This window comes from Ovoidimarina sediminis, from assembly GCF_032586175.1.
Classification (GTDB): Bacteria; Pseudomonadota; Alphaproteobacteria; order Rhodobacterales; family Rhodobacteraceae; genus Ovoidimarina; species Ovoidimarina sediminis.
In genome coordinates this window covers 193,056-215,766 of record NZ_JAWHTE010000004.1, presented here as the reverse complement: position 1 = coordinate 215,766, position 22,711 = coordinate 193,056, and the positions used below count along the sequence as shown (strand labels likewise).

Genomic DNA, 22,711 nt, shown 5'->3' with positions numbered 1-22,711 from the left:
GGAAGAAGGGAACCGCCGCGCGCTTGCGGCGATCCCCGATGGTATCAGTGGCCTTCGACAGCCGCGCCGGCCCCGCGCGGAATGCGAACGCTTTCGACGAGGTCCTTGATATGCTGCGGCGTCTCCTTCGTCATGCCGGAGACCACGTAGGCCACCGCGAAGTTCACCGCCGCACCGATCGCACCGAACGAGGTCGACTTGATCGGGCCAAGAAGCGGGTCGGCATCCGTGAACATGTTGGTGTCCGGGATGAAGAACCAGCCCTTGTGCAGGAAGATGTAGACGAGCGTCACAACGAGGCCCGCCAGCATCCCCGCGACCGCACCGACATTGTTGATGCGCGTCGAGAAGATGCCCATCATCAGCGCCGGGAAGATCGAGGCCGCCGCCAGACCGAAAGCCAGGGCCACCGTCTGCGCCGCGAAGCCCGGGGGGTTGAGCCCCAGAAGCACCGCCACCACGATCGCCGCCGCCATCGAAATCCGCGCTGCCATCAGTTCGGATTTCTCCGACATGTTCGGTGTCAGCTGGCCCTTCAGCAGGTCGTGCGACACCGCCGACGAGATCGCCAGCAACAGGCCCGCCGCCGTCGACAGCGCCGCGGCCAGGCCACCGGCCGCCACAAGCCCGATCACCCAGCCGGGAAGGCTCGCGATCTCGGGATTTGCCAGGACAAGGATGTCGCGGTTGAAGTTGGTCAGCTCGTTGCCGGCCCAGCCGTTGGCTTCGGCCTTCGCCTGAAGATCGGGATTGGCATCGTTGTAGTACTGGATCATGCCATCGCCGTTCTTGTCTTCCCAGCCCAGAAGGCCGGTCTTCTGCCACGTCGCCATCCAGGCATATTCGGGATCGGTTTCGATCTGCTCGACGCTCACCGCCGGCGCATCCGTCCCGTTCGGCCACATCAGTTCCGAGATGTTGAGCCGAGCCATCGCACCAACGGCCGGGGCCGTGAGGTAGAGAAGCGCGATGAAGACAAGGCTCCACCCGGCCGACCAGCGCGCGTCAGATACCTTCGGCACCGTGAAGAACCGCATGATCACATGCGGCAGCCCCGCCGTACCGATCATCAGCGACAGGGTGAAAAGCACCATGTTGATGGTCGATCCATGCGCCGCGGTGTACTCCGCGAAGCCGAGGTCGGTCACGATCTGGTTCAGCTTCGCCAGAAGCGGCTCGCCCGAACCCTGATGGTCGCCGAAAAGGCCAAGCGCCGGGATCGGATTGCCCGTCAGCTGCAGCGAAATGAAGACGGCCGGGATCGTGTAGGCCGTGATCAGCACGCAGTATTGCGCGACCTGCGTATAGGTCACGCCCTTCATCCCGCCGAACACGGCATAGGCGAAAACCACGCAGGCCCCGATCAATAGCCCCCAGAAGGCGTCGATCTCGAGGAACCGTCCAAAGGCGATCCCAACCCCCTGCATCTGCCCGATCACATAGGTGATCGAGGCAACCAGAAGGCAGATCACCGCCACCATCCGGGCGGTCTTCGAATAAAACCGGTCACCGATAAACTCGGACACCGTGAACTTTCCAAATTTCCTGAGGTAGGGCGCAAGAAGAAGCGCCAGAAGCACATAGCCCCCGGTCCAGCCCATCAGGAAGCTCGAATTGTCGTATCCCGTGAAGGCGATCAGGCCCGCCATCGAGATGAACGAGGCCGCCGACATCCAGTCCGCCGCCGTGGCCATCCCGTTCGTGACCGGGTGCACACCGCGCCCGGCGGCATAGAATTCCGAGGTCGAGCCCGCCCGGGCCCAGATCGCGATACCGATGTAAAGCGCGAAGGACGCGCCCACAAACAGCAGGTTGAGTGTAAACTGGTCCATCTTTCCCTACTCCTCGTCCACGCCGTATTGCTTGTCGAGCCGGTTCATCCGCCAGGCGTAGAAGAAGATCAGCGCCAGAAAGACGAGGATCGATCCCTGCTGCGCGAACCAGAAACCAAGGTCGGCGCCGCCGACGCTGATGCCTGACAGCAGCGGCCTCAGAATGATGCCGAAACCGAAGGACACGATGGCCCAGATCGCCAGGCAAATGCCGATGATCCGGATATTTGTGCTCCAGTAGCCCGCGTCCTTCGTCGCGGTCTCCGAAGTGTCGACTGAATGATCCACCATGCTGGTGTCCTCCTCGCAAGTTGCGCTTTCTGGTCTTCCGCGCTTCCCGGGACGTTCCGGGAAAAGCGCGCCGTCTGGCAGGGCTCAGGCCCCGTTCACGAGCCGCGCGATATCCGCCGCGATCCGGTCGATCGCGCCCATGGCGTCGACGCGGCTCAGCGTGCCGCTGCGGTCGTAGTAATCGATGAGCGGCGCGGTCTCCGCGGCATAGGCATCGAGACGCGCCATGGCGGTCCGGGCGGTGTCGTCCGTCCGCCGCGTCATCTCCTCCGACCCGCAGGCATCGCAGATACCCGGCGTTCGGGTCGGCTTGAAATCGTCGTGATAGCCCTCGCCGCAGCCACCGCAGGTAAACCGGCCCGCAACCCGCTGCACCATCCGCGCGGCATCAACATCAAGCGAGATCACCGCCGAGATGCGCTGCCCGCCTGCCGCCAGCATCGCGTCCAGCGCCTCCGCCTGGGCGGTGGTGCGCGGGAAGCCGTCAAGCACCACGCCCCGGGCGCAATCGTCCTGCGCAAGCCGCTCTGTCAGCACCGCAAGCACGATCTCGTCGCTGACAAGCCCCCCGGCCTTCATCACCTGCTCCGCCGCCCGCCCGGCCTCCGTGCCGGCGGCAACGGCGGCGCGCAGCAGGTCGCCGGTCGACAGCTGCACAAGGCCGAACCGCTCCTGCAGCATCCGCGCCTGCGTGCCCTTCCCGGCCCCCGGGGGGCCCAGAAGGATCAGGATCGGGGCGCATGTGAGGGCGGACGCGCCGTCCATCACCCGTTCCTCCGGTTCATCCGGTTGGCGATCAGGTCATCGACCACCGACGGATCGGCCAGGGTCGAGGTGTCGCCCAGCGCGCCGTAATCGTCCTCGGCAATCTTTCTCAGGATCCGCCGCATGATCTTGCCCGACCGGGTCTTGGGCAGGCCCGGCGCCCACTGGATCAGATCCGGCTTGGCGATCGGCCCGATCTCGGTCCTGACCCAGGTTTCCAGTTCCTTGCGCAGCGCGTCCGACGTCTCTTCACCGTTCATCAGCGTCACATAGGCATAAATCCCCTGTCCCTTCAGGTCGTGCGGATAGCCCACCACCGCCGCCTCGGCGACCTTCACGTGAGCGACAAGGGCGCTTTCCACCTCCGCCGTGCCCATCCGGTGGCCCGAGACGTTGATCACATCGTCGACGCGGCCGGTGATCCAGTAATCCCCGTCCGCGTCACGGCGGCAGCCGTCGCCCGAGAAGTAATACCCCTTGTAATCGCTGAAATAGGTTTTCTCGAACCGCGCGTGGTCGCCCCAGACGGTGCGCATCTGCCCCGGCCAGCTGTCCTTGATGCACAGCACCCCCTCGACGCCGTTGCCCTCGATGACCTCCCCGCTCGTCGGCTCAAGCACCACGGGCTGCACCCCGAAGAAGGGCTGTTGCGCGGCGCCCGGCTTCAGCTTCGTCGCCCCGGGCAGCGGGGTCAGCATGTGGCCCCCGGTTTCGGTCTGCCAGAAGGTGTCTACGATCGGGCAGCGGCCCTTGCCGACAACCTCGTTGTACCAGTTCCACGCCTCGGGATTGATCGGCTCGCCCACGGATCCCAGAAGCCTGAGCGACGACAGATCGTATTTCTCAACCCACTCACGCCCCGCTCCCATCAGCGCGCGGATCGCGGTGGGCGCGGTGTAGAACTGGGTGACCTTGTGCTTTTCGCAGACCTCCCAGAACCGGCCCGCATCGGGATAGGTCGGGACGCCTTCGAACATGATCGTCGTCGCCCCATTCGCCAGCGGGCCGTAAACAATGTAGCTGTGGCCGGTCACCCAGCCCACATCCGCCGTGCACCAGAAGATATCGCCGTCGTGATAGTCGAACGTGTACTGGTGCGTCATCGACGCATAGACAAGATACCCCCCGCTCGTATGCACCACCCCCTTCGGCTGACCGGTCGAGCCCGACGTGTAGAGGATGAAAAGCGGGTCCTCCGCCCCCACTTCCTCCGCCGGGCAATCGGGCGAGGCGTCGGCCATAAGCGCGGCGCAGTCATGGTCCCGTTCGGTCCAGGTCGTCTGTCCGCCCGTGCGCTTGACCACCAGGCACTGGACGTCGTCCTTGCAGTGCAGAAGCGCGGCGTCGGTGTTCGATTTCAGCGGCGTTTCCCGTCCGCCCCGGGGCGCGTAATCGGCGGTGATAACGAGCTTCGCGTCACATCCGTTGATCCGCGCCCCGAGCGCGTCCGGGGAGAACCCGGCGAAAACGATGGAATGGATGGCTCCGATTCGGGCGCAGGCCAGCATCGCATAGGCCGCCTCCGGGATCATCGGCAGATAGATCACCACCCGGTCCCCGCGCCCGACGCCAAGCCCCTTCAGGACGTTCGCCATCCGGCTGACCGAAGCATGCAGATCGCGGTAGGTGATGTGCTGCACCGCGTCCTTCGAGGTGTCGTCAGGCTCCCAGATGATCGCCGTCTGATCGCCCCGCGTCTCAAGATGCCGGTCGATGCAGTTGGCGGCGACGTTGAGCGTGCCGTCCTCGAACCACCGGATATCGATATTGCCGGGTACGAAGGAGGTGTTCTTCACCGTGCTGAACGGTTTGATCCAGTCGATCCGCTGCGCGTGCTCCCCCCAGAAGGCATCCGGGTTCGCCACGGATGCGGCATACATCCGGGCATATCCTTCGGCGTCCACATGGGGGGTCGGCAGCACTTTTTCGGATGATTTGGGGGTAATCGTCTCGCCCTGGGTCGTCATAGCATCTCCTCCAGTCGCGCCTCTCGATGTCCCGCAAGGCCGGAACAGCGGCGTCTGGCAAGAAAATACAGAAATTTGTGAAAGGCGGTATTGCCCCCTCAGTTCATTAAGAAAATTTGTAAATTTATTTCGAAAATATACCTGCAAAAATACAAATTTCTTTTCAGTTTAGGAATTTCTCAAGATTTACTGAGGGTAAAAGACCCGTACGGCGTCGCTTCGCCCGCGCGCGGTATGCAAATGCATACACTTCGGGCGGCATTCCGGCCTCCGGCGCCGATGCGGCAAATTGTCATCAGGCTGGAAACAGCGCTCTCCGGCGCCACGGCGGCGCGCGCTCCGCCTCGGGGATTCGCGCCGTGGTCTGGGCCCGGCCGGAAGCGTTTGCCCCCGGCCGGGCACCCGATCGCTTACCTGAGCGAGGCGATGAAATCGTTCACCTCGTCGAGCGAGATGTATTCCACCTCGCTGATCCCGCTCTCGGCGAAGGACCAGACGACGGCCGGGGCCGACACGTCGCCATTGCCGTCGAACCGCACGTTCCCGGTCGCGCCCTGGTACATGACGCTGCCGCCTGCCGCGAAGGCCTCCTTCGCCGCCGCCACGCCCGCGGCATCCGCCGATACCGGTGTGCCCGCCGGGTCGGTCACGCGTGCAACCGCCGCCGCGATGTCGGCACCCGAGGCGTCGGGCCCGGCTGCCTCCATCGCCAGAAGCGCGATCATCGCCGCGTCATAGCTGTTGGCCAGGCCCGGCCCGTTGGGCTCCGACCCGAAGCGCTCGACATATTTCGCGCGGAACGCATCGGCGCTCTCTGCGCGCGGCGAGGCGGTGTCGGTGCCAAGTGTGCTGCCGAGGAACTCGAGCCCCACATTGTCGCGGAACTCATCGGATTTCAGCGAATTCGCCACGATCATGTTCTGCGTGCCGCCAAGCGATATCCACTCCCGCACCGCCGACGTCCCCTCGACGGGGTAAAGGGCAAGGTAAAGCGCATCGGGCTGAGTCGCGATCGCCTCCGTCACTTCGGCCCGGTAGCTGGGCTGCGCATCGTTGATCGCGACCGACGTCGTCACCTCGACACCCACCGCCGCGAAATCATCGGCGATGAGGCGTGCCATATCCTGCCCCCAGTCGTCGTTCTTGTAGAGAACGGCGATCCGCTTGTAGCCCTGATCCTGCGCGATCTTCGCCGCCACCGCCGATTGCACCGCCGTCGTCGCGAAGGTGCGGAACCAAAGGCCCTCGGTCTTCCCTTCCGCGGCCAGATTCGTGAACGCGGTCGAGGACGAACAGCACGACATCTGCATCACACCCGACGGCGCCGTGACCGATGTCAGGATCGGCATCGACACACCGGAGCTCACGGCACCCAGAAGCACCTTCACCCCTTCGAGATCGACAAGCGCCTTCGCGGCGTCGACCCCCACCTTCGGGTCAACCTGCGTGTCGCGCAGCACCATTTCGATCTGGCAGCCCGCGGCCCCGCCCGCCTCGTTCACCTGGTCGACGGCGAATTGCGCGACCTCCGCGATGGGCCGCCCCCAGTCGACCGAGGTCGGCAGAACCGCCCCGATCTTCGTGGTGCAATCCTGCGCCATCGCGCCTGTGGCCAGGGCCGAGGCCCCGGCGACAAGGCCCAGCGTCAGCGCGGCCCGTGTGGTTCTCTTCAGTGGCATCTAAATTCTCCCTGTTGATGTCATGCCGGTTTTTCCGACTGTGAGACGACAAGCCGCTCCGGGAACAGCCCCTGGGGCCTCCAAAGCAGCATACCGACGATAACGGCCCCGATCAGCACGAATTGGATCGACCCCGTGTAAAGCTGCGCCTCGATCGGCGCGAAGCGCGACAGCGCCCAACCCGATCCCGTCCACGCCCCCCAGATCAGGAAGGTGCCGAGGATCGCGCCAAGGTTGTTGCCTGCGCCGCCCACGATCAGCATCGCCCAGATCTGGAAGGTCAGCGTGGGCAGAATGTCCTGCGGGCTCACAAATGCATAGAAGGTGCCATAAAGCCCGCCCGCCAGCCCCATGATGACCGATCCCGTGATGAAGGCGGTCAGGCGAATACGCGCGGGGCGCTTGCCCAGCGATCGCGCGGCCTCCTCATCCTCGCGGATCGCGCGCAGAAGCCGTCCGAAGGGCGACCGCACAAGCCGTTCCAGGAAGACGTACACCGCCAGCAGGATCAGCGCGGTCACGGCGAAAAAGCCGAGGTTGTACAAGAACCCGTCGCCCAGCGCCTCGCGCAAGGGCCTTTCGAACCCCCGCACACCCTTCGCGCCGCCCGCCAGCCACTCGGCGTTTCGCATCAGGTTCTCGAACGCCACCGCCACCCCGAAGGTCGCGATGGCCAGGTAATCGTGCCGCAGCCTCAGTGTGAGGATCCCCACGATCCACGCCAGAATGCCCGCCGACGCCATCCCGCCCAGCAATGCGAGGGGATAGAACAGGCCGAAGCCTCCCAGATGTCCCTCCTGCGGCGTCCCTCCAAGGATCAGCGTGCCATAGGCCCCCGCCCCGAAGAACGCCACGACACCCCCGTTGAAAAGCCCCGTATTTCCCCAGTGCAGGTTCAGCCCCAGAACGGCGATCGCAAGGATCGAGGCCACGGTGGCGAAGAACACGAGGTAGGAGATCACGCCGATCACGCCCGCGCCTCCCCGAAAAGCCCGTGGGGCCGCACGATCAGCACCGCCAGGATCAGAAGGAACGGTACCGCGGGGGTATAGCCCGAGGGCAGGATCAGAACCGCAAGGTTGGTCGCCAGCCCCACGATGAAACCACCCAGAACCGCGCCATAGACGCTGCCGATCCCGCCGACGATGGTCGCGGCGAAAATGGGAAGCACGAGGTCACGCCCCATCACCGGAATCAGTTGATAGGACAGGCCGTAGAACGCCCCCGCCGCCGCCGCCAGCGCCCCCGCAATCACCCAGGTCGCCGCGATCATCCGGCCCAGGTTCACCCCGTTCACCTGCGCGAGCCCCGGGTTCTCCGCCACCGCGCGAAGCGCATAGCCAAAGGTCGTCCGCGACAGAACGAGGTGCAGAAGCCCCATGATCACGAGTGCCGCGATCAGAACGAAGATCTGATCGGGCTTGACGAGAAGCAGGGGATCCCGGCTCAGCACCATCGCGAAAGAGATGTCGCGGGAATAGAGCACCGACTGAAGCCCGAAGATCAGCCCGATCACGTTCCGCACGATCAGCGCCATCCCGAACGAGGCGAAGACCATCGACAACTCGCCCCCCTTCTCGCGCACCCGGCGAAACACCAGGCGGTCGAACAGCACCGCCGTCACCGCCGTCACCCCCATCGCCACGAGGATCGCCAGTGCCAGCGCCGGGGTCAGAAGAAGCGGCCCCAGCTTGTTGGCAATCGGCGGGTAAAGCGCCGAAAACAGCCGGTCGAAAACCAGCGCCGCATAGGCCCCGACCGACAGAAGCTCGGCGTGCGAGAAATTCGCGAACCTCAGGATATGCATCACCAGCGTCAGCCCGATCGCACCGAGTGACAGGAAAGATCCGGTCAGGATGCCATCTGCGATCTGCTGCATCAGGCCCGCTCCATCCGGCGCCCGCCAAGGTAGATCTCGCCCACCACCGGATCGTTCAGAAGGTCCCGCGCCGGCCCGTCGATCTGGTTCCGGCCCTCGGCCAAGATGTAACAGTGATCGGCCAGCCGCAGTGCCGCCTTCACGTTCTGCTCGACAAGCAGGATCGTCACGCCCTCCTCCGCCAGCGTGCGGGCGAGGTCCAGCACCTCCGCCGTGGCCTTGGGCGAAAGGCCCGCGGAAGGTTCGTCCATCAGGATAAGCCGCGGCCCCGCGGCCAGCGCCATCGCAACCGCCAGAAGCTGCCGCTGCCCGCCCGAAAGCGTGCCCGCCCGGTCCTTCAGCTTCTCCGCCAGCACCGGAAAACGCGCCAGCATCGGCTCGATGCTCGCACCGCCCACGCGCGCCAGTGCCAGTTCCAGGTTCTGGCGGATCGTGAGGCTGCGGAAAATGTTGTCTATCTGCGGCACATAGGCCATGCCACGGCCCGCCATCAGGTCTGGGCGCAGCCCGGTGATATCCTCGCCCTCCAGCCGCACATGTCCCCCGCCGATCTTAAGAAGCCCCGCCACCGCCTTGATCAGCGTCGATTTTCCCGCACCGTTCGGCCCGATCACCACCGTGATCTTCGCCCGCTGCGCGCGCATCGATACCTCGCGCAGGATCGGCAGGTCGGGCACATAGCCCGCCGTCAGCCCCTCGACCTCAAGAACAGCCTCACTCACCGACCGGCGCCCCCAGATAGGCGTCAAGCAGCGCGGGGTTCGCCCGCGCCTCCGCTGCCGTGCCCTCGAAGATCACCCGTCCCTCCGCCATCGCGATCACCGGGTCGCAATGGCGCATGATGAAATCCATGTCGTGCTCGATGATGACGAAGGTCTTGCCCTGCCGGTTCAGCTCTTCGATCTTCCCGATAAGCATCTCGGTCAGAACCGGGTTCACCCCGGCCGCCGGTTCATCCAGCAGGATCACCTTGGGATCACCCATCAGCACCCGCGCCAGCTCCAGAAGCTTCATCTGCCCGCCCGAGATCTTGCCGGCCGGGTGATCGGCCAGGGGGCGCAGGGTCACGAAATCAAGCACCTCGAGCGCCCGCTCCCTGATCCGCCGCTCCTCGCCCCGCACGCGGCCCGGAAACAGGATCGGCCCGATCACCCGCTCGCCGGTCTGGCCCATCGGCGCAAGCATCACGTTTTCCAGAACGCTCATCCGCGCAAACGGGCGCGGTATCTGAAAGGTCCGGCCCAGCCCGAGGCCGAAACGCCGGTCAGGCGGCAACCGCGTCAAATCTTCCCCAGCCAGCGCGACCGTCCCGGCATCCGGATAAAGCGCACCGGTCAGAAGGTTGAAAAGCGTTGATTTTCCCGCCCCGTTCGGCCCGATCAGTCCGGTGATCGTTCCCCGGCGGATCGCAAGCGACACCTCGCTCACCGCAGCAAGCGCCCCGAACCGGCGGGTCAGGCCCGCTGTGCTCAGGATCGGCTCAGCCATCGGCGGTCCCCAGCACGGCGTCGTCGGGCCGGGTGTTGAGGTTGTATTTCATGATCCGCCCATGCCGCCCCGTCCGGTCGCGTTCGAGGCCGTAGACCGGCCCGCCCGGACCCGGCGCATCGTCCAGCACCGCATCGATCGCCGCACGATCCTCGGCATCGAGCGTGACGGCGAAGGTCTCCAGCGTCTTAGGCAGGTGCCGGGCATAGCGCGCGCCCACGATTGCCGCCGCCACGCCGGGCCGGTCCAGAACCCAGCGCGTCGCCACCGCCGGGATCGTCACCCCGTGCTTCCCGGCAATGGCGTGCAAAGTCTCAAGCAGCCTCTGGAACACCGCCCAGGGCCCGAATTCGTCGATGATCAGCCGGTATTTCACCAGCGACCTGTTCTCGAACTGAAACCCCGGGTCCTCCGCGCCCAGCCACCGCTCGGTCAGAAACCCGCCCGCGAGCGTCCCGTAGCAGAGAAGCCCGATCTCCCGCGCCATCGCCCAGTCGGCCAGCCCGTTCTCCGCCCGCCGGTCCAGAAGCGAATACTGCACCTGGGTGGAAACCAGATCGGCCCCCTCCGCCCCGAAGAGCGCCGTCTCCGCGATATCCCAGTTCGTCACCCCGAGGTTCCGGATCTTCCCCTTCTCGCGGCAGGCCTTCAGCACCTCGAAGGCGGCAACGGGATCTCCCACCGCCACGTCCCACCAGAAGAACTGCACAAGATGCAGGGTCTCCACCTGCAAGCGTTTCAGCGACCGGTCCACGATCGCCTCGATCTCCCCGGGCCGGATATCCGCCAGGCGCCCCAGATCGGGCACCAGCTTCGTGTGCACCGTCACCCGGCCGGCCACCGACGCCCCGCGCCGACGCCGCAGATCGCCGATGAAGGTGCCGATCATCTCTTCGACCCCGGTATAGATATCGGCGCAGTCGAAGGTGGTGATCCCGGCGTCGAGAAAAGCCTCCATATCCCGCGTCGCGGCCTCGGCCCGCACCTCGCCATGATCGCCTGCAAGCTGCCATCCGCCCTTGATAACCCGCGAAATCGGGTGGCCCGGAGCAAGGTCGAACGTCTCGACGCTCACGCCTCGCCCTCCCGCCAGTAGGGCGTTCCGCGCCGGTCGGGCAGGCCCGTCGTTGCCGCGTGGGCAAACCAGCGGCGGTTCGTCCGCGTAATGCGGAACCGCCCGCCGCAATGGGGATCGGGGCAGGCCACCTCGGCATCGGTCGACATCCAGTCGCCCGGCGCGGTTTCCCGCTGCTTGGCGGGCAGAAGCGGAAGAAGCGCGGCCAGCGCATACATCGACACCTGCGCGCCTTCGGGGAATACCAGCGCCTCGCCCACCACCTCGAAACTTTCGCCTTCCACATGGCGGCAGACAGGCGTCCGCCCGTCCAGCACGGTCTCGACCTTCAGGTCATAGAGCCAGACGCCCTCACCCCCCGTTTCGGCCAACCAATACCCCCCGGTTCCGGAGGGCGGCCATCTTCCCCGTGCCACCCTCGCTGTTATCTGTGATATTTTATCTAATATCTCGATTCGGGAAAGGGCGGAACAGCCGCCCCAAAGGGGAGGCACATGGCACGGCCGCAGATCGCACCGATCGATCCCTCGAAACTCAGGGAAACGGCGTATTACGCGCTGCGTGATGCATTCACCCGGGGCGAATTCGCGCCGGGCGACACGGTCAGCCTGCGGGATCTCGCCGAACAGCTCGGCATTTCCATGACGCCGGTCCGGGAAGCGGTGCGCCGCCTCGTCGCCGAAGGCGCGCTGATCGACACGCCCAGCCGCACCCTCGCCGTCCCGCCTTACGACGCACGCAGGATGGAGGATCTGAAGGCCGCGCGCCTGGCGCTCGAGCCCCTTATCGTCGATCAGGCGATCGACCGTATGACCCCGGACGATATCGATCGCCTCGCCGCCATCCTCGACGCCCCGCCCGAGATGCCCGACGAGCGCCCCGATCTCAGCCGCAATTACCGGTTCCACTTCACGCTCTATCGCCTCAGCGGCTCCGACGTGCTTCTGCCGCTGGTCGAGGCGCTCTGGCTTCAATACGGCGCCTACCTCCACCTCGTGATCCACGAAGAGGCCGCGCGCGAAGTCGACGAACACGTCTTCCACCGCGAAATCCTTGCGGCCCTCCGCGCCGGCGACCGTGACGGCGCACGCGCCGCCCTCAAGCGCGACATCGACCGGAGTTTCCGGATCCTGCGAACTGAAGGCTGAGGATGATCGCCCCCCAGGCAGGCACCGTGCACCGAAAGGCTACGCCCGTATGACGACCGCTCCCGACCGCATCACCCTCGCCCCCGGCCTCGATATCAGCCGCGTCCTCACCGGCCTCTGGCAGGTCGCCGATATCGAACGTGTCTCGGGCGAGATCGATCCCGACACCGGCGCAGGCTGGCTCGCCGCCTATGCCGAGCAGGGGTTCGACACGTTCGACATGGCCGATCACTACGGCTCGGCGGAAATCATCGCGGGACGCTTCCTCGCCGGGGGCGGCGCCTCCGGCGCAAAGGTCTTCACAAAGTGGTGCCCCACGCCCGGGCCCATGACGGCCGATGTCGTCCGGCGGGGCGTCGAGGAACGGCTCGAACGGCTCGGCCGCCCCTGCGTCGATCTCCTCCAGTTTCACTGGTGGAGCTTCGAGCATCCGGCTTGGCTCGACGCGCTGCACGAAATGGCCCGCCTCCGCGAAGACGGGCTCATCGGCGAAATCGGCGTCACCAATTTCGACGCCGCCCACGCGGCCCTCGCCCTGGCCGATGGCATCCCGCTCCTGACCAACCAGGTCTCCTTCTCCCTCGTCGACCGGCGCGCGGCGGGCGCGCTCTCGGCGCTGTCCGGCAAGACCGGCCTCAGGCTTCTGGCCTACGGCACGCTTTGCGGCGGCTTCCTATCCGAGAAATGGCTGGGCCAGCCGGAACCCGCGACGATCCCCGACTGGTCGAAGATGAAATACAAGCGCTTCATCGACACCGCCGGCGGGTGGGAGGCGTTTCAGGGCATCCTCCGCGCAGCATCCGGCATCGCGGCAAAACACGGCGTCTCGGTCTCGAACGTCGCCACCCGCTGGGTGCTCGAACATCCGGCCGTTGCGGGCGTGATCGTGGGCGCGCGGCTGGGCGAGGCGATGCACACCGGCGACAACCTCAAACTCTTCTCCTTCGCCCTCGACGCGGAGGATCACGCCCGGCTCGACGCGGCCTTCGCAGCGACGCAGGCCATCCCCGGCGATTGCGGCGACGAATACCGCCGCCCGCCCTTCCTCACCGCCTCGGGCGACCTCTCGCATCACCTAGGCACGCTTCCACGCGCCTTCGATCCCGCCCCCGTCCCGCATCGCGACGGTGCCACCCGCGTCCTCAGCGGATCGGAATGGGAAGATATCGCGGGATATTGCCGGGCGCAGAAGATCGGCGATCGCATCCTTGTCTCCGGCACCACCGCAACGGCAGGCACGTCCCGGATGGTGGCCCCGGGCGATGCGGGCGCGCAGACGACCTTCGTGATCGACAAGATCCTCGCTGCCCTCGCCGCCCTCGGCGCCAATGCGGAAGACGTGATACGCACCCGCATCTACATCACCGACGAGGCCGACGTTCAGGCAATCTCCGAGGCGCATGGCCGCGTCTTCGGCGCGATCAAGCCGGCGAATACGCTCGTCGTCGTCGCCGGGCTCATCGGCGGCTACAATGTGGAAATCGAGGCGGAAGCGCTGGTCCGGGCCTGACGCAGAGGTCCCGGGTCAGGCCCGGGACTGCGCCCTGCCCCCGCCGGACCTCAGGCCTTCGCCCGCTCCGCCTTCGGATCGTAAAGCGGCCTCAGCGACGCGGTCGCCGCCACCCGCACGCCCATCACATCGATCTCGTAGGTCGAGCCCAGCACATCTGCCGCGCTCTCACCGAATGAGGGCACATATCCCATACCCACGGCCCCGCCCAGCGTGTGACCGTAATTGCCCGATGACAGGTAGCCCACGATCTCCCCGTCCCGCACGATCGGCTCGTTGTGGTAAAGAAGCGGCTCGGGATCCTGCAAGAGGAACTGCACCATCCGCGTCTTCGGCCCCGTCTCCTTCCGCCTCAGCACTGCGTCCCGCCCGATGAAGGCGGGCTTGTCCGTCTTCACGGCAAACCCCAGGCCCGCATCGATCACATGATCCTCGCACGTGATGTCATGGCCGAAATGGCGAAACGCCTTCTCGATCCGACAACTGTCCATCATGTGCATCCCGCAGAGCTTCAGCCCCACGTCCTGCCCCGCCTCCCACAGCGTCTCGAACACGTGCCCCGCCATGTCGGCGGAGACGTAAAGCTCCCAGCCCAGCTCACCGACATATGACACCCGGTGCGCCCGGACGAGGCCCATGCCGATCTCGATTTCAACCGCATGTCCAAAGGGATGCGCGGCGTTCGTCAGGTCGGCCGGGCTCACCCTCGCCATCAGGTCCCGCGCCTTTGGCCCCATCACGGCCAGAACGCCCTCGCCCGCCGTCACATCGGTCAGAACCACCCGCGCCTCGCCAACATGCCGCGCCATCCAGGCCTGGTCGGCCCGCCGCGTCGCCGCCGGGGTCACGACAAGATAGGCCGTCTCCGACAACCGCGTGACGGTCACGTCCGCCTCGATCCCGCCCGTCTCGTTCAGGAACTGCGTGTATACGATCCGCCCCGGCGCGACCGCCAGATCCGCCCCGCAGATATGGTTGAGGAAGCTCTCCGCATCCGGCCCCTCGACTCGGATCTTCCCGAAGGACGACATGTCGTACATGCCCACGCCCTCGCGCACCGCCCGGTGCTCCCGCGCGGCATTTTCGAACCAGTTCTGCCGCTTCCAGGAATAGCGATATTCCCGCTCCTGGCCCGCCTCGGCAAACCAGTTCGCCCGCTCCCAGCCCGCGATCTCGCCCATGACGGCGCCGCGCTCCAGAAGATGGGCGTGAAACGGCGTGCGCCGCACGCCCCGCGCCGTCGCCTTTTGCCGGTAGGGGAAGTGATCGGCGTAAAGCAGCCCCAGCGTCTCCTTCGAGCGCTCGAAAAGGTAATGACGGTTGCCCTGAAAGGGCTGCATCCGCGCGATATCCACATCGCCCAGATCGAAAGGCCGCGCCCCGTCCTCCATCCATTGCGACAGCGCCATACCCGCGCCGCCCGCCGACTGGATGCCGATGGAGTTGAAGCCGCAGGCAACCCAGACATTGTCCATTTCAGGCGCAAGCCCGAGGTGATAGGCGTCGTCGGGGGTAAAGCTTTCGGGACCGTTGAAGAAGGTGTGTATCCCCGCCTCGGCCAGAAGCGGCATCCGGTTGCACGCGGCCTCGAGGATCGGCTCGAAATGATCGAAATCCTCGGGCAACTGGTCGAATTCGAAGCTTTCGGGGATGCCCTCCATCCCCCAGGGCTTCGCATTGGGCTCGAACGCCCCGAGCAGGATCTTGCCCGCATCCTCCTTGTAATAGGCGCATTCGTCGGGCACCCGCAGCACCGGCAAAGTGCCCAGGCCCTCGATCCCCTCCGTCACGATGTAGAAATGCTCGCAGGCGTGAAGCGGCACCGTCACCCCCGCCATCCGCCCCACTTCGTGGCCCCACATCCCCGCTGAATTCACGATCGCCTCGCAGGCGATGTGCCCAGTCGCACCGTCCTCCGCCGTCCAGTCGACGCCTGTAACACGGCGGCCCGTACGGGCGATCCCCGTCACCTTCACCCCCTCGCGCACCTGGGCGCCCCGCATCCGCGCGCCCTTGGCGAGCGCCTGCGCGATATTCGCGGGGTCCCCCTGCCCGTCCGACGGCAGCCAGACGCCCCCGGTCACACCGTCGATATTGAGATGCGGGTACCGCGCCTTGATTTCCGCGGCGGTCAGCTCCTCCACCGGCACGCCGAAGGCACGCGCCATGGCGGCAGAGCGGAACAGCTCCTCCCGCCGTTCCTCCGTCAGCGCCGCCGAGATCGAGCCGGTCTGCCGGAAACCCGTGGCAACCCCCGTCTCTTCCTCGAGCGAGCCATAGAGATCGGCGGAATATTTCGCGAGCTTCGTCATGTTCGCCGTCGCCCGAAGCTGCCCGATCAGCCCGGCGGCATGCCACGTGGTGCCCGAGGTCAGCCGCTTCCGCTCCAGAAGCACGACATCGCTCCAGCCGAGCTTCGCCAGGTGATAGGCCACCGAACACCCGACCACACCGCCGCCGATGATGACGACCCGCGCCGAAGAAGGCATCTCGCTCATGATCTCTCCCCGTCTTTCCGGCCCGCTCCGTGGCCTCTTCCCGGTCTTTGGTCGGGGGCTTTTCGCGCAATGTCAAACGCCAGATTGACGCCCGGGCAAACGTGATCGCGGCAAAGCCCGAAACCTCACCCCTCCCGCGCAGCCGCCCGCATCCGCTGGGGCGGTGCGCCGAACTCCGCCTTGAACGCCCGCGTCATCGCACTTGCGTTGCGATAGCCCACGCGCCCTGCGATCTCGGCCATGGAAAGACGCGTCTGCTCGGCCAGCCGCAGCGCCTCCCCCAGCCGGATCGCGCCATAGACCTGCCGGGGCGACCGCCCCACCACCCGCGCGAAATGCTGTTCGAGCCCGCGTTGCGACACGCCCAGCGCCCGCGCCACCTCCGCCACCGGCACCGGATCCTCCACATGCCGCCGCATCATCGCCGCCGCCGCCCGCACCACCCGGTCGGGCGGCAGGTTCAGCGCCGGGTCCGCCTGCCGCTCGCCATGCATGAACAGCGCCGCGACATCGAGGCTCAGCATCGCCCCGTGATGCCGCCGGACAAGCTCCAGCATCAGGTCGAGCGTCGTCGTCGCCCCGCCGCAACTCGCCCGGTCTCGGTCGATCACGAAGCGGTCCGTCACCACGTCGACTTCCGGATACCGCTCCTCGAAGGCGCTCAGCACATCCCAGTGCGAGGTCGCCCGGTATCCGTCGAGAAGCCCGGCGGCCGCGAGAACGAGGCTCCCGGTATCAAGCCCAACCAGCGTCCCGAACCGCGGCGCGGCGGCCCGCAGCGCCCGCACCACGGCCGGCACGCCGAGCGCCTCGAACCCATAGCTCGGCATCACGAACAGAAAATCCGCCCGCCCCGCCCGCGCCAGCGTCGCCTCGGGCGTCACCGGCAGGCGGCTCGACGACAGCTGCGCGCCCGCGTCGATCGCCAGATAGCTCCAGCGGTAAAGCTCCCGCCGCGCCAGCGTGTTCGCCGCGCGCAGGGGCTCCACCGCATTGGCGAGACAGAGGTTCGAAAAGCCCGGGAAAAGCAGAACCGAAACGCTCCGCTGCTGATAATCCATGCGAAACCTGCATGATTCTGATCGCAAATTGCACAATGGCAGGCCACCCCCGGCCCTAACAAGAGCAAAGATAAGGGGAGGACGTCCATGCATTTCGGGCTGACGGACGAACAGGAAATGATCGTCTCGACGGTGCGAAGCTTCGTCGAAACGGAAATTTACCCCCACGAGAACGAGGTGGAGCGGGCGGGCGAAGTCCCCGCCCACATCGCAGAAGCGATCAAGTCGAAATGTCTCGACCTCGGCTTCTACGCCTGCAACTTCCCCGAAGAGGTGGGGGGCGCAGGGCTCAGCCACCTCGATTTCACACTCGTGGAACGCGAACTCGGCCGGGGCTCCATGGCGCTCACCCATTTCTTCGGCCGCCCCCAGAACATCCTCATGGCCTGCAACGCCGACCAGCGCGAACGCTACCTCCTGCCCGCCGTCCGGGGTGAACGGATGGATGCGCTCGCGATGACCGAATCCGACGCGGGATCGGACGTGCGCGGCATGAAATGCCAGGCGGTGCGCGAGGGCGGCGACTGGGTCGTATCGGGGTCGAAACACTTCATCTCCGGCGCCGATCAGGCTGATTTCTTTATCGTTTTCGTAGCCACTGGCGTTGACGAAACCCCCAAGGGCCCGAAGAAACGCATCACCTGCTTCCTCGTCGACCGGGGCACGCCCGGGTTCGAGGTGCGGCCTGGCTATGCCTCCGTCAGCCACCGCGGCTACAAGAACTGCATCCTCGATTTCGACGGGTGCCGCCTCCCCGACGCACAGGTTCTGGGCGAGGTCGACGGCGGCTTCGCGGTGATGAACGAATGGCTCTACGCCACCCGCCTCACCGTCGCCGCCATGGCCGTGGGCCGCGCCCGCCGGTGCTTCGACCACGCGCTCACCTACGCCGCCGAGCGCAAACAGTTCGGCCAGCAGATCGCCAAATTCCAGGGCGTCAGCTTCCAGATCGCCGACATGATCACCGAAATCGACGCTGCCGACTGGCTCACCCTCGCGGGCGCCTGGCGGCTCGACCAGGGCCTCCCCGCCAACCGAGAGATCGCAAGCGCCAAACTCTACGCCACTGAAATGCTCGCCCGCGTCACCGACGCCACGCTCCAGATCCACGGCGGCATGGGGCTGATGAGCGACCTGCCCATCGAACGCTTCTGGCGCGACGCGCGCGTGGAACGGATCTGGGACGGCACCTCCGAAATCCAGCGCCACATCATCGGGCGCGATCTGTTCCGGCCGCTCGGCGCCTGATGGACAGGCTGGGCCGCCTCCTTCGCCCCCGCTCCATCGCAGTGATCGGCGGCGGCACCTGGTGCGCGAACGTCATCCGCGAATGCGCCAAGTTCGGCTACGAGGGCACGGTGCACGCCGTCCACCCCACGCGGCCCGAGATCGGCGGCGTCCCGGCGGTGACCCGGGTCCAGGATCTGCCAGCCCCGCCTGACGCCGCCTTCATCGGCGTCAACCGCACGGCCACGATCGACGTCGTCGCCGCCCTCTCCCGCATGGGCGCGGGCGGCGCCGTCTGCTTCGCCAACGGCTACCGCGAGGCCGAGGCCGAACTGCCTGACGGCCCGGCACTCGAAACCGAACTCGTCGCCGCGGCAGGCGAGATGCCGATTTTCGGGCCGAACTGCTACGGCTTCGTCAACGCGCTCGACCGCGCCGTGCTCTGGCCCGACCAGCACGGCATGACGGTGGCGGATCGCGGCGTCGCCATCGTCACCCAATCCTCGAACATCGCGCTCAACTTCACCATGCAGGCGCGCGGCCTCCCGCTCGCCTATGTCATGACCGTGGGCAACCAGGCCCAGACCGGCCTCGCCCGGATCGGCGCGGCGCTGCTCAACGACCCCCGCGTCACCGCGCTCGGGCTCTACATCGAGGGGATCGGCGACATCCGCGCGTTCGAGGCGCTCGCGGCCACCGCTCGCCGCCTCGGCAAGCCCATCGTCGCGATCAAGGCCGGGGCCTCCGATCAGGCGCGCGCCGCAACCGTCTCCCACACAGGCTCGCTCGCAGGCAGCGACGCGGGCGGCAAGGCGCTTCTCGACCGTCTCGGGATCGGCCAGGTCACCACCCCGGCGGCCCTCCTCGAATGCTTGAAGATCCTCCACATCGTGGGCCCGCTCGCCGCGCCCCGGATCGCCTCGCTCTCCTGCTCCGGTGGCGAGGCGAGCCTCATGGCAGATCGCGGCACGGCCCTCGGCCTCACCTTCCCGCCGCTCACCACCCGCCAGACCGCCGCACTCCGCGACGTTCTCGGCCCCGGGGTCGCACTCGCCAATCCCCTCGATTATCAAACCCGTATCTGGGGCGACGCCCCCGCGCTCAGCGCATGCTTTTCGGCCATGACGTCGGAGGATACGGCCCTGACCACCATCGTCCTCGATCTCCCCCGGCCCGACCGCTGCGACCCGGCCAGCTGGGATATCGTGGTGGATACCGCAATTGGGGCATGTGCCGATACGGGCCGCCCGCTCGCAATCCTCGCCACCCTGCCCGAGGCGATGCCTGAACCGGTGGCGGATCGCCTCGCATCGGGCGGCGTCGTCCCGCTCTCCGGCCTCACCGACGGGCTCGAGGCCATCGCCGCCGCCGCCCGGATCGGCGCAGGTCCCCGCGACACCGCCCCGGTCCTCCTCCCCGGCACCATCCCGCCCGCCCGGGTGATGACGGAGGCGGGGGCAAAGGCCATACTCGCCGCCCACGGGCTCGACATCCCCAAGGCCCGCCAGGCGACCAGCCCCACCGACGCGGCAAAGGCGGCCCGCGACATCGGCGGCACCCTCGTCCTGAAGGGCGAAGGCGCGGCACACAAATCGGAAGAGGGGCTTGTCGCCCTCGGCCTAACCGGCCCCGATTCCATCCGCGCAGCGGCAGACGCCATGTCCGCCGACACCTACCTCGTCGAGGAAATGATCGCCGGCGGCATCGCCGAACTCCTCGTCGGCGTCCTCCGCGACCCGGCCCACGGCTACGTCCTCACCCTCGCCCAAGGCGGCACCTTGACGGAGCTTTTCGCCGACAGCGCCTCCCTCCTCCTCCCCGCCAGCGCCGCAGAGATCGACCGCGCCCTCGCAGGCCTCCGCATCGCGCCGCTCCTCGACGGCTATCGCGGCAAGCCCGCCATCTCGCGCCCCGCCCTCCACGCCGCGATCGCCGCCATTGCCTCGGCGGTCACCGAACACGCCGAAGACTGGAGCGAGGTTGAAGTGAACCCCCTCATCTGCACCCCCAACCGCGCCGTCGCCGCCGACGCGCTGATCCGAACGGGAGAGACGCCATGACCGACACGCCGATCCGTACCGAGCGCCGGGGCAACGTCCTCGAAGTCACCCTCGACCGCCCCAAGGCCAACGCCATCGATCTCGCCACCAGCCGGATCATGGGCGAGGTCTTCACCGACTTCCGCGACGATCCAGACCTGCGCGTGGCCCTCCTCACCGGCGCGGGCGAGAAATTCTTCTGCCCGGGCTGGGATCTGAAGGCCGCGGCCGAGGGCGACGCGGTCGATGGCGACTACGGAAAGGGCGGCTTCGGCGGGCTTCAGGAACTCCGCGGCCTCAACAAACCGGTGATCGCGGCAGTGAACGGCATCGCCTGCGGCGGCGGGCTAGAACTCGCGCTTTCGGCCGATCTCATCCTCGCCTCCGATCACGCCACCTTCGCGCTTCCAGAAATCCGCTCCGGCACCGTGGCCGATGCCGCCAGCGTCAAGCTCCCCAAGCGCATCCCCTATCACGTGGCGATGGATCTTCTCTTCACCGGCCGCTGGATGGATGCCGAAGAGGCCGCCCATTGGGGCCTCGTCAGCCGCGTCATCCCCGCCGCCGATCTGATGACCGAAGCGCGAAAACTCGCCGACGAACTTGCCGCCGGCCCGCCGCTCGTCTTCGCCGCAATCAAGGAAATCGTGCGCGAGGCGGAGGACATGAAATTCCTCGACACCCTCAACCGCATCACCAAAAGCCAGTTCGAAACCGTGGAGCGTCTCTATCGCTCCGAGGATCAGCTCGAAGGCGCCCGCGCCTTCGCCGAGAAACGCGATCCTGTCTGGAAAGGGAAATAACGCCATGCCGCTTGCCATGTCCCGCGAGGTCTTCATCACCTGCGCCGTCACCGGATCGGGGGCCACCCAGGATCGAAGCCCCCATGTCCCCCGCTCGCCCGCCGAAATCGCGGCCAGCGCCATTGACGCGGCGAAGGCGGGCGCGGCCATCGTGCATTGCCACGTGCGCGATCCCGAAACCGGCAAACCCTCCCGCAAGGTCGAATACTACCGCGAAGTGACCGACCGGATCCGCGCCGCCGAAGTCGATGTCGTCCTGAACCTCACTGCGGGGATGGGCGGCGACATCGTCTTCGGCCCGACCGACGCGCCGCTGCCCACACGCGACGGCACCGACATGGCCGGGGCGGAAGAGCGCGTGGCCCATGTCGCCGAATGCCTGCCCGAGATCTGCACCCTAGATTGCGGCACGATGAACTTCGCCGAGGCCGATTACGTCATGACGAACACGCCCGGCATGCTGCGCGACATGGGCGCGCGGATGACGGCCCTCGGTGTAAAGCCCGAGATCGAGGCGTTCGATACCGGCCACCTCTGGTTCGCGAAGGAACTGGTGAAGGAAGGCGTGCTCGACAGCCCCGCCCTCGTCCAGCTGTGCATGGGCGTGCCCTGGGGCGCGCCGGACGACCTCAACACCTTCATGGCGATGGTCAACAACGTGCCCGATGACTGGGTTTTTTCAGCCTTCTCGCTCGGGCGCAACCAGATGGGCTATGCCGCCGCCGCCGTGCTGGCGGGTGGCCATGTGCGCGTGGGGCTCGAGGATAATCTCTGGCTCGAGAAGGGCGTTCTGGCCACGAACGCCCAGCTTGTCGAACGCGCGGTGGGAATCGTGGAAGCCATGGGCGCCCGTGTTCTCGGCCCTGAAGAGGTGCGCGCGAAACTCGGCCTCACGAAACGCGCGCCCCGGTCATGAGGCGCGCCGCACACGGCACTGGAAACAGTTGTTCCGGGCCGAACGCACGTCCACGAAGGCAATCGCCGGATCGGCGAGGATCTCCGCCGCCCGCGCCGCGATCCTCGGCGTCGGCACCACCCCGCCCGTGCCATAGACGATCCGCTCCTCCGCCGAATAGCCCCGCACGATATAGTCGGGCGCTTCCAGGATCGGGGGCACCTCGCCCGACGGCGCGGCCCGCGCACAGTCCGCTTCACACAGGAAGATCGGCCCAGTCTCCGCATAGGGATGGGCCGACGAAAACGGCCGGTGCGCGAGGATCAGGTAGGTCTCTCCCTTGGGCGTCGCGCCAAGGCAATGGCGGCAGGGATAGGCCGAACCGTCCGAGACATGCCGCTCCACCGGGGCGCCATAACTGTCCCGCCCCGTTTGGCGGATCTCCCGAACCACGTCGCTTGGAAGGGCTTCGAATGTCACGTTCATCACTGGTCTCCTTTGCTTGTCCCCACATCGCCCGGGTCACTGCCCCGGTCGACCCGGATCCTGCGGAA

The 22,711-nt window shown here is 66.7% G+C and carries 20 protein-coding genes; 6 read left to right on the top strand and 14 right to left on the bottom strand.

Annotated elements, in window-relative coordinates:
* Positions 1 to 44 precede the first annotated feature (44 nt).
* The 11 genes from RXV90_RS07170 to RXV90_RS07120 form a co-directional block, all read right to left on the bottom strand.
* Positions 45 to 1,832, bottom strand: coding sequence for a sodium:solute symporter family protein (locus tag RXV90_RS07170; RefSeq protein WP_316647830.1), 1,788 nt, complete (start codon positions 1,830 to 1,832; stop codon positions 45 to 47).
* Between the two features lie 6 nt (positions 1,833 to 1,838).
* On the bottom strand, positions 1,839 to 2,123 hold the full coding sequence (locus tag RXV90_RS07165; protein WP_316647829.1) for a DUF4212 domain-containing protein: 285 nt from the start codon (positions 2,121 to 2,123) through the stop codon (positions 1,839 to 1,841).
* A gap of 84 nt (positions 2,124 to 2,207) precedes the next feature.
* Positions 2,208 to 2,888 carry an adenylate kinase gene (locus RXV90_RS07160; RefSeq protein WP_316647828.1) on the bottom strand — a complete coding sequence of 227 codons (681 nt, stop codon included), beginning with the start codon at positions 2,886 to 2,888 and terminating at the stop codon, positions 2,208 to 2,210.
* Positions 2,888 to 4,855 carry an acetate--CoA ligase gene (acs, locus tag RXV90_RS07155; protein ID WP_316647827.1) on the bottom strand — a complete coding sequence of 656 codons (1,968 nt, stop codon included), beginning with the start codon at positions 4,853 to 4,855 and terminating at the stop codon, positions 2,888 to 2,890. The genes RXV90_RS07160 and acs overlap by 1 nt, the downstream gene beginning before the upstream one ends.
* Positions 4,856 to 5,265: 410 nt before the next feature.
* Positions 5,266 to 6,534, bottom strand: coding sequence for an ABC transporter substrate-binding protein (locus RXV90_RS07150; protein WP_316647826.1), 1,269 nt, complete (start codon positions 6,532 to 6,534; stop codon positions 5,266 to 5,268).
* 20 nt (positions 6,535 to 6,554) lie between these two features.
* On the bottom strand, positions 6,555 to 7,505 hold the full coding sequence (locus RXV90_RS07145; RefSeq protein ID WP_316647825.1) for a branched-chain amino acid ABC transporter permease: 951 nt from the start codon (positions 7,503 to 7,505) through the stop codon (positions 6,555 to 6,557).
* Entirely contained in the window at positions 7,502 to 8,413 is a 912-nt protein-coding gene (locus tag RXV90_RS07140; RefSeq protein ID WP_316647824.1) for a branched-chain amino acid ABC transporter permease, read from the bottom strand. The genes RXV90_RS07145 and RXV90_RS07140 overlap by 4 nt, the downstream gene beginning before the upstream one ends.
* A complete protein-coding gene (locus RXV90_RS07135) occupies positions 8,413 to 9,135 on the bottom strand; it encodes an ABC transporter ATP-binding protein (protein WP_316647823.1) in 723 nt (240 codons plus the stop codon). Before RXV90_RS07135 ends, RXV90_RS07140 begins: the two co-directional genes overlap by 1 nt.
* Entirely contained in the window at positions 9,128 to 9,901 is a 774-nt protein-coding gene (locus tag RXV90_RS07130; protein WP_316647822.1) for an ABC transporter ATP-binding protein, read from the bottom strand. Before RXV90_RS07130 ends, RXV90_RS07135 begins: the two co-directional genes overlap by 8 nt.
* Entirely contained in the window at positions 9,894 to 10,976 is a 1,083-nt protein-coding gene (locus RXV90_RS07125) for an aldo/keto reductase (protein WP_316647821.1), read from the bottom strand. Before RXV90_RS07125 ends, RXV90_RS07130 begins: the two co-directional genes overlap by 8 nt.
* Positions 10,973 to 11,347 carry a TIGR04076 family protein gene (locus tag RXV90_RS07120; RefSeq protein ID WP_316647820.1) on the bottom strand — a complete coding sequence of 125 codons (375 nt, stop codon included), beginning with the start codon at positions 11,345 to 11,347 and terminating at the stop codon, positions 10,973 to 10,975. The genes RXV90_RS07125 and RXV90_RS07120 overlap by 4 nt, the downstream gene beginning before the upstream one ends.
* A 123-nt stretch (positions 11,348 to 11,470) precedes the next feature.
* On the opposite strand from RXV90_RS07120, the gene RXV90_RS07115 reads away from it, so the two are divergent.
* Complete coding sequence (locus tag RXV90_RS07115) at positions 11,471 to 12,124, top strand: GntR family transcriptional regulator (protein WP_316647819.1); 654 nt, start codon at positions 11,471 to 11,473, stop codon at positions 12,122 to 12,124.
* Between the two features lie 49 nt (positions 12,125 to 12,173).
* Positions 12,174 to 13,634: an aldo/keto reductase gene (locus RXV90_RS07110; RefSeq protein ID WP_316647818.1), complete on the top strand. Its 1,461-nt coding sequence runs from the start codon at positions 12,174 to 12,176 to the stop codon at positions 13,632 to 13,634.
* A 50-nt stretch (positions 13,635 to 13,684) separates the two neighbouring features.
* On the opposite strand, the gene RXV90_RS07105 is transcribed toward RXV90_RS07110, so the two are convergent.
* Both RXV90_RS07105 and RXV90_RS07100 read right to left on the bottom strand, forming a co-directional pair.
* Positions 13,685 to 16,132: a GcvT family protein gene (locus tag RXV90_RS07105; protein ID WP_316647817.1), complete on the bottom strand. Its 2,448-nt coding sequence runs from the start codon at positions 16,130 to 16,132 to the stop codon at positions 13,685 to 13,687.
* Between the two features lie 125 nt (positions 16,133 to 16,257).
* Positions 16,258 to 17,193, bottom strand: coding sequence for a GlxA family transcriptional regulator (locus tag RXV90_RS07100; RefSeq protein WP_316647816.1), 936 nt, complete (start codon positions 17,191 to 17,193; stop codon positions 16,258 to 16,260).
* A gap of 87 nt (positions 17,194 to 17,280) precedes the next feature.
* Here RXV90_RS07100 and RXV90_RS07095 point away from each other — a divergent pair, with 87 nt between their 5' ends.
* Genes RXV90_RS07095 through RXV90_RS07080 form a run of 4 tightly spaced genes read left to right on the top strand, consistent with a single transcriptional unit; the run spans position 17,281 to position 22,178 of the window.
* A complete protein-coding gene (locus RXV90_RS07095) occupies positions 17,281 to 18,441 on the top strand; it encodes an acyl-CoA dehydrogenase family protein (protein ID WP_316647815.1) in 1,161 nt (386 codons plus the stop codon).
* A complete protein-coding gene (locus RXV90_RS07090; protein WP_316647814.1) occupies positions 18,441 to 20,480 on the top strand; it encodes an acetate--CoA ligase family protein in 2,040 nt (679 codons plus the stop codon). Before RXV90_RS07095 ends, RXV90_RS07090 begins: the two co-directional genes overlap by 1 nt.
* Complete coding sequence (locus tag RXV90_RS07085) at positions 20,477 to 21,262, top strand: carnitinyl-CoA dehydratase (RefSeq protein ID WP_316647813.1); 786 nt, start codon at positions 20,477 to 20,479, stop codon at positions 21,260 to 21,262. Before RXV90_RS07090 ends, RXV90_RS07085 begins: the two co-directional genes overlap by 4 nt.
* Positions 21,263 to 21,266: 4 nt before the next feature.
* Positions 21,267 to 22,178 carry a beta-keto acid cleavage family enzyme gene (locus tag RXV90_RS07080; protein ID WP_316647812.1) on the top strand — a complete coding sequence of 304 codons (912 nt, stop codon included), beginning with the start codon at positions 21,267 to 21,269 and terminating at the stop codon, positions 22,176 to 22,178.
* Here the strand turns inward: RXV90_RS07080 and RXV90_RS07075 are convergent.
* Complete coding sequence (locus RXV90_RS07075) at positions 22,173 to 22,643, bottom strand: DUF1203 domain-containing protein (protein ID WP_316647811.1); 471 nt, start codon at positions 22,641 to 22,643, stop codon at positions 22,173 to 22,175. The two genes, RXV90_RS07080 and RXV90_RS07075, sit on opposite strands and share 6 nt — an antisense overlap.
* Positions 22,644 to 22,711: the final 68 nt, after the last annotated feature.

Coding starts and splice junctions, on each gene's coding strand:
- RXV90_RS07165 (WP_316647829.1), bottom strand. CDS start 2,123: ATGGTGGATCATTCAGTCGACACTTCGGAGACCGCGACGAAGGACGCG.
- RXV90_RS07075 (WP_316647811.1), bottom strand. CDS start 22,643: ATGAACGTGACATTCGAAGCCCTTCCAAGCGACGTGGTTCGGGAGATC.
- RXV90_RS07170 (WP_316647830.1), bottom strand. CDS start 1,832: ATGGACCAGTTTACACTCAACCTGCTGTTTGTGGGCGCGTCCTTCGCG.
- RXV90_RS07105 (WP_316647817.1), bottom strand. CDS start 16,132: ATGAGCGAGATGCCTTCTTCGGCGCGGGTCGTCATCATCGGCGGCGGT.
- RXV90_RS07100 (WP_316647816.1), bottom strand. CDS start 17,193: ATGGATTATCAGCAGCGGAGCGTTTCGGTTCTGCTTTTCCCGGGCTTT.
- RXV90_RS07115 (WP_316647819.1), top strand. CDS start 11,471: ATGGCACGGCCGCAGATCGCACCGATCGATCCCTCGAAACTCAGGGAA.
- RXV90_RS07160 (WP_316647828.1), bottom strand. CDS start 2,888: ATGGACGGCGCGTCCGCCCTCACATGCGCCCCGATCCTGATCCTTCTG.
- acs (WP_316647827.1), bottom strand. CDS start 4,855: ATGACGACCCAGGGCGAGACGATTACCCCCAAATCATCCGAAAAAGTG.
- RXV90_RS07085 (WP_316647813.1), top strand. CDS start 20,477: ATGACCGACACGCCGATCCGTACCGAGCGCCGGGGCAACGTCCTCGAA.
- RXV90_RS07140 (WP_316647824.1), bottom strand. CDS start 8,413: ATGCAGCAGATCGCAGATGGCATCCTGACCGGATCTTTCCTGTCACTC.
- RXV90_RS07090 (WP_316647814.1), top strand. CDS start 18,441: ATGGACAGGCTGGGCCGCCTCCTTCGCCCCCGCTCCATCGCAGTGATC.
- RXV90_RS07130 (WP_316647822.1), bottom strand. CDS start 9,901: ATGGCTGAGCCGATCCTGAGCACAGCGGGCCTGACCCGCCGGTTCGGG.
- RXV90_RS07110 (WP_316647818.1), top strand. CDS start 12,174: ATGACGACCGCTCCCGACCGCATCACCCTCGCCCCCGGCCTCGATATC.
- RXV90_RS07080 (WP_316647812.1), top strand. CDS start 21,267: ATGCCGCTTGCCATGTCCCGCGAGGTCTTCATCACCTGCGCCGTCACC.
- RXV90_RS07095 (WP_316647815.1), top strand. CDS start 17,281: ATGCATTTCGGGCTGACGGACGAACAGGAAATGATCGTCTCGACGGTG.
- RXV90_RS07150 (WP_316647826.1), bottom strand. CDS start 6,534: ATGCCACTGAAGAGAACCACACGGGCCGCGCTGACGCTGGGCCTTGTC.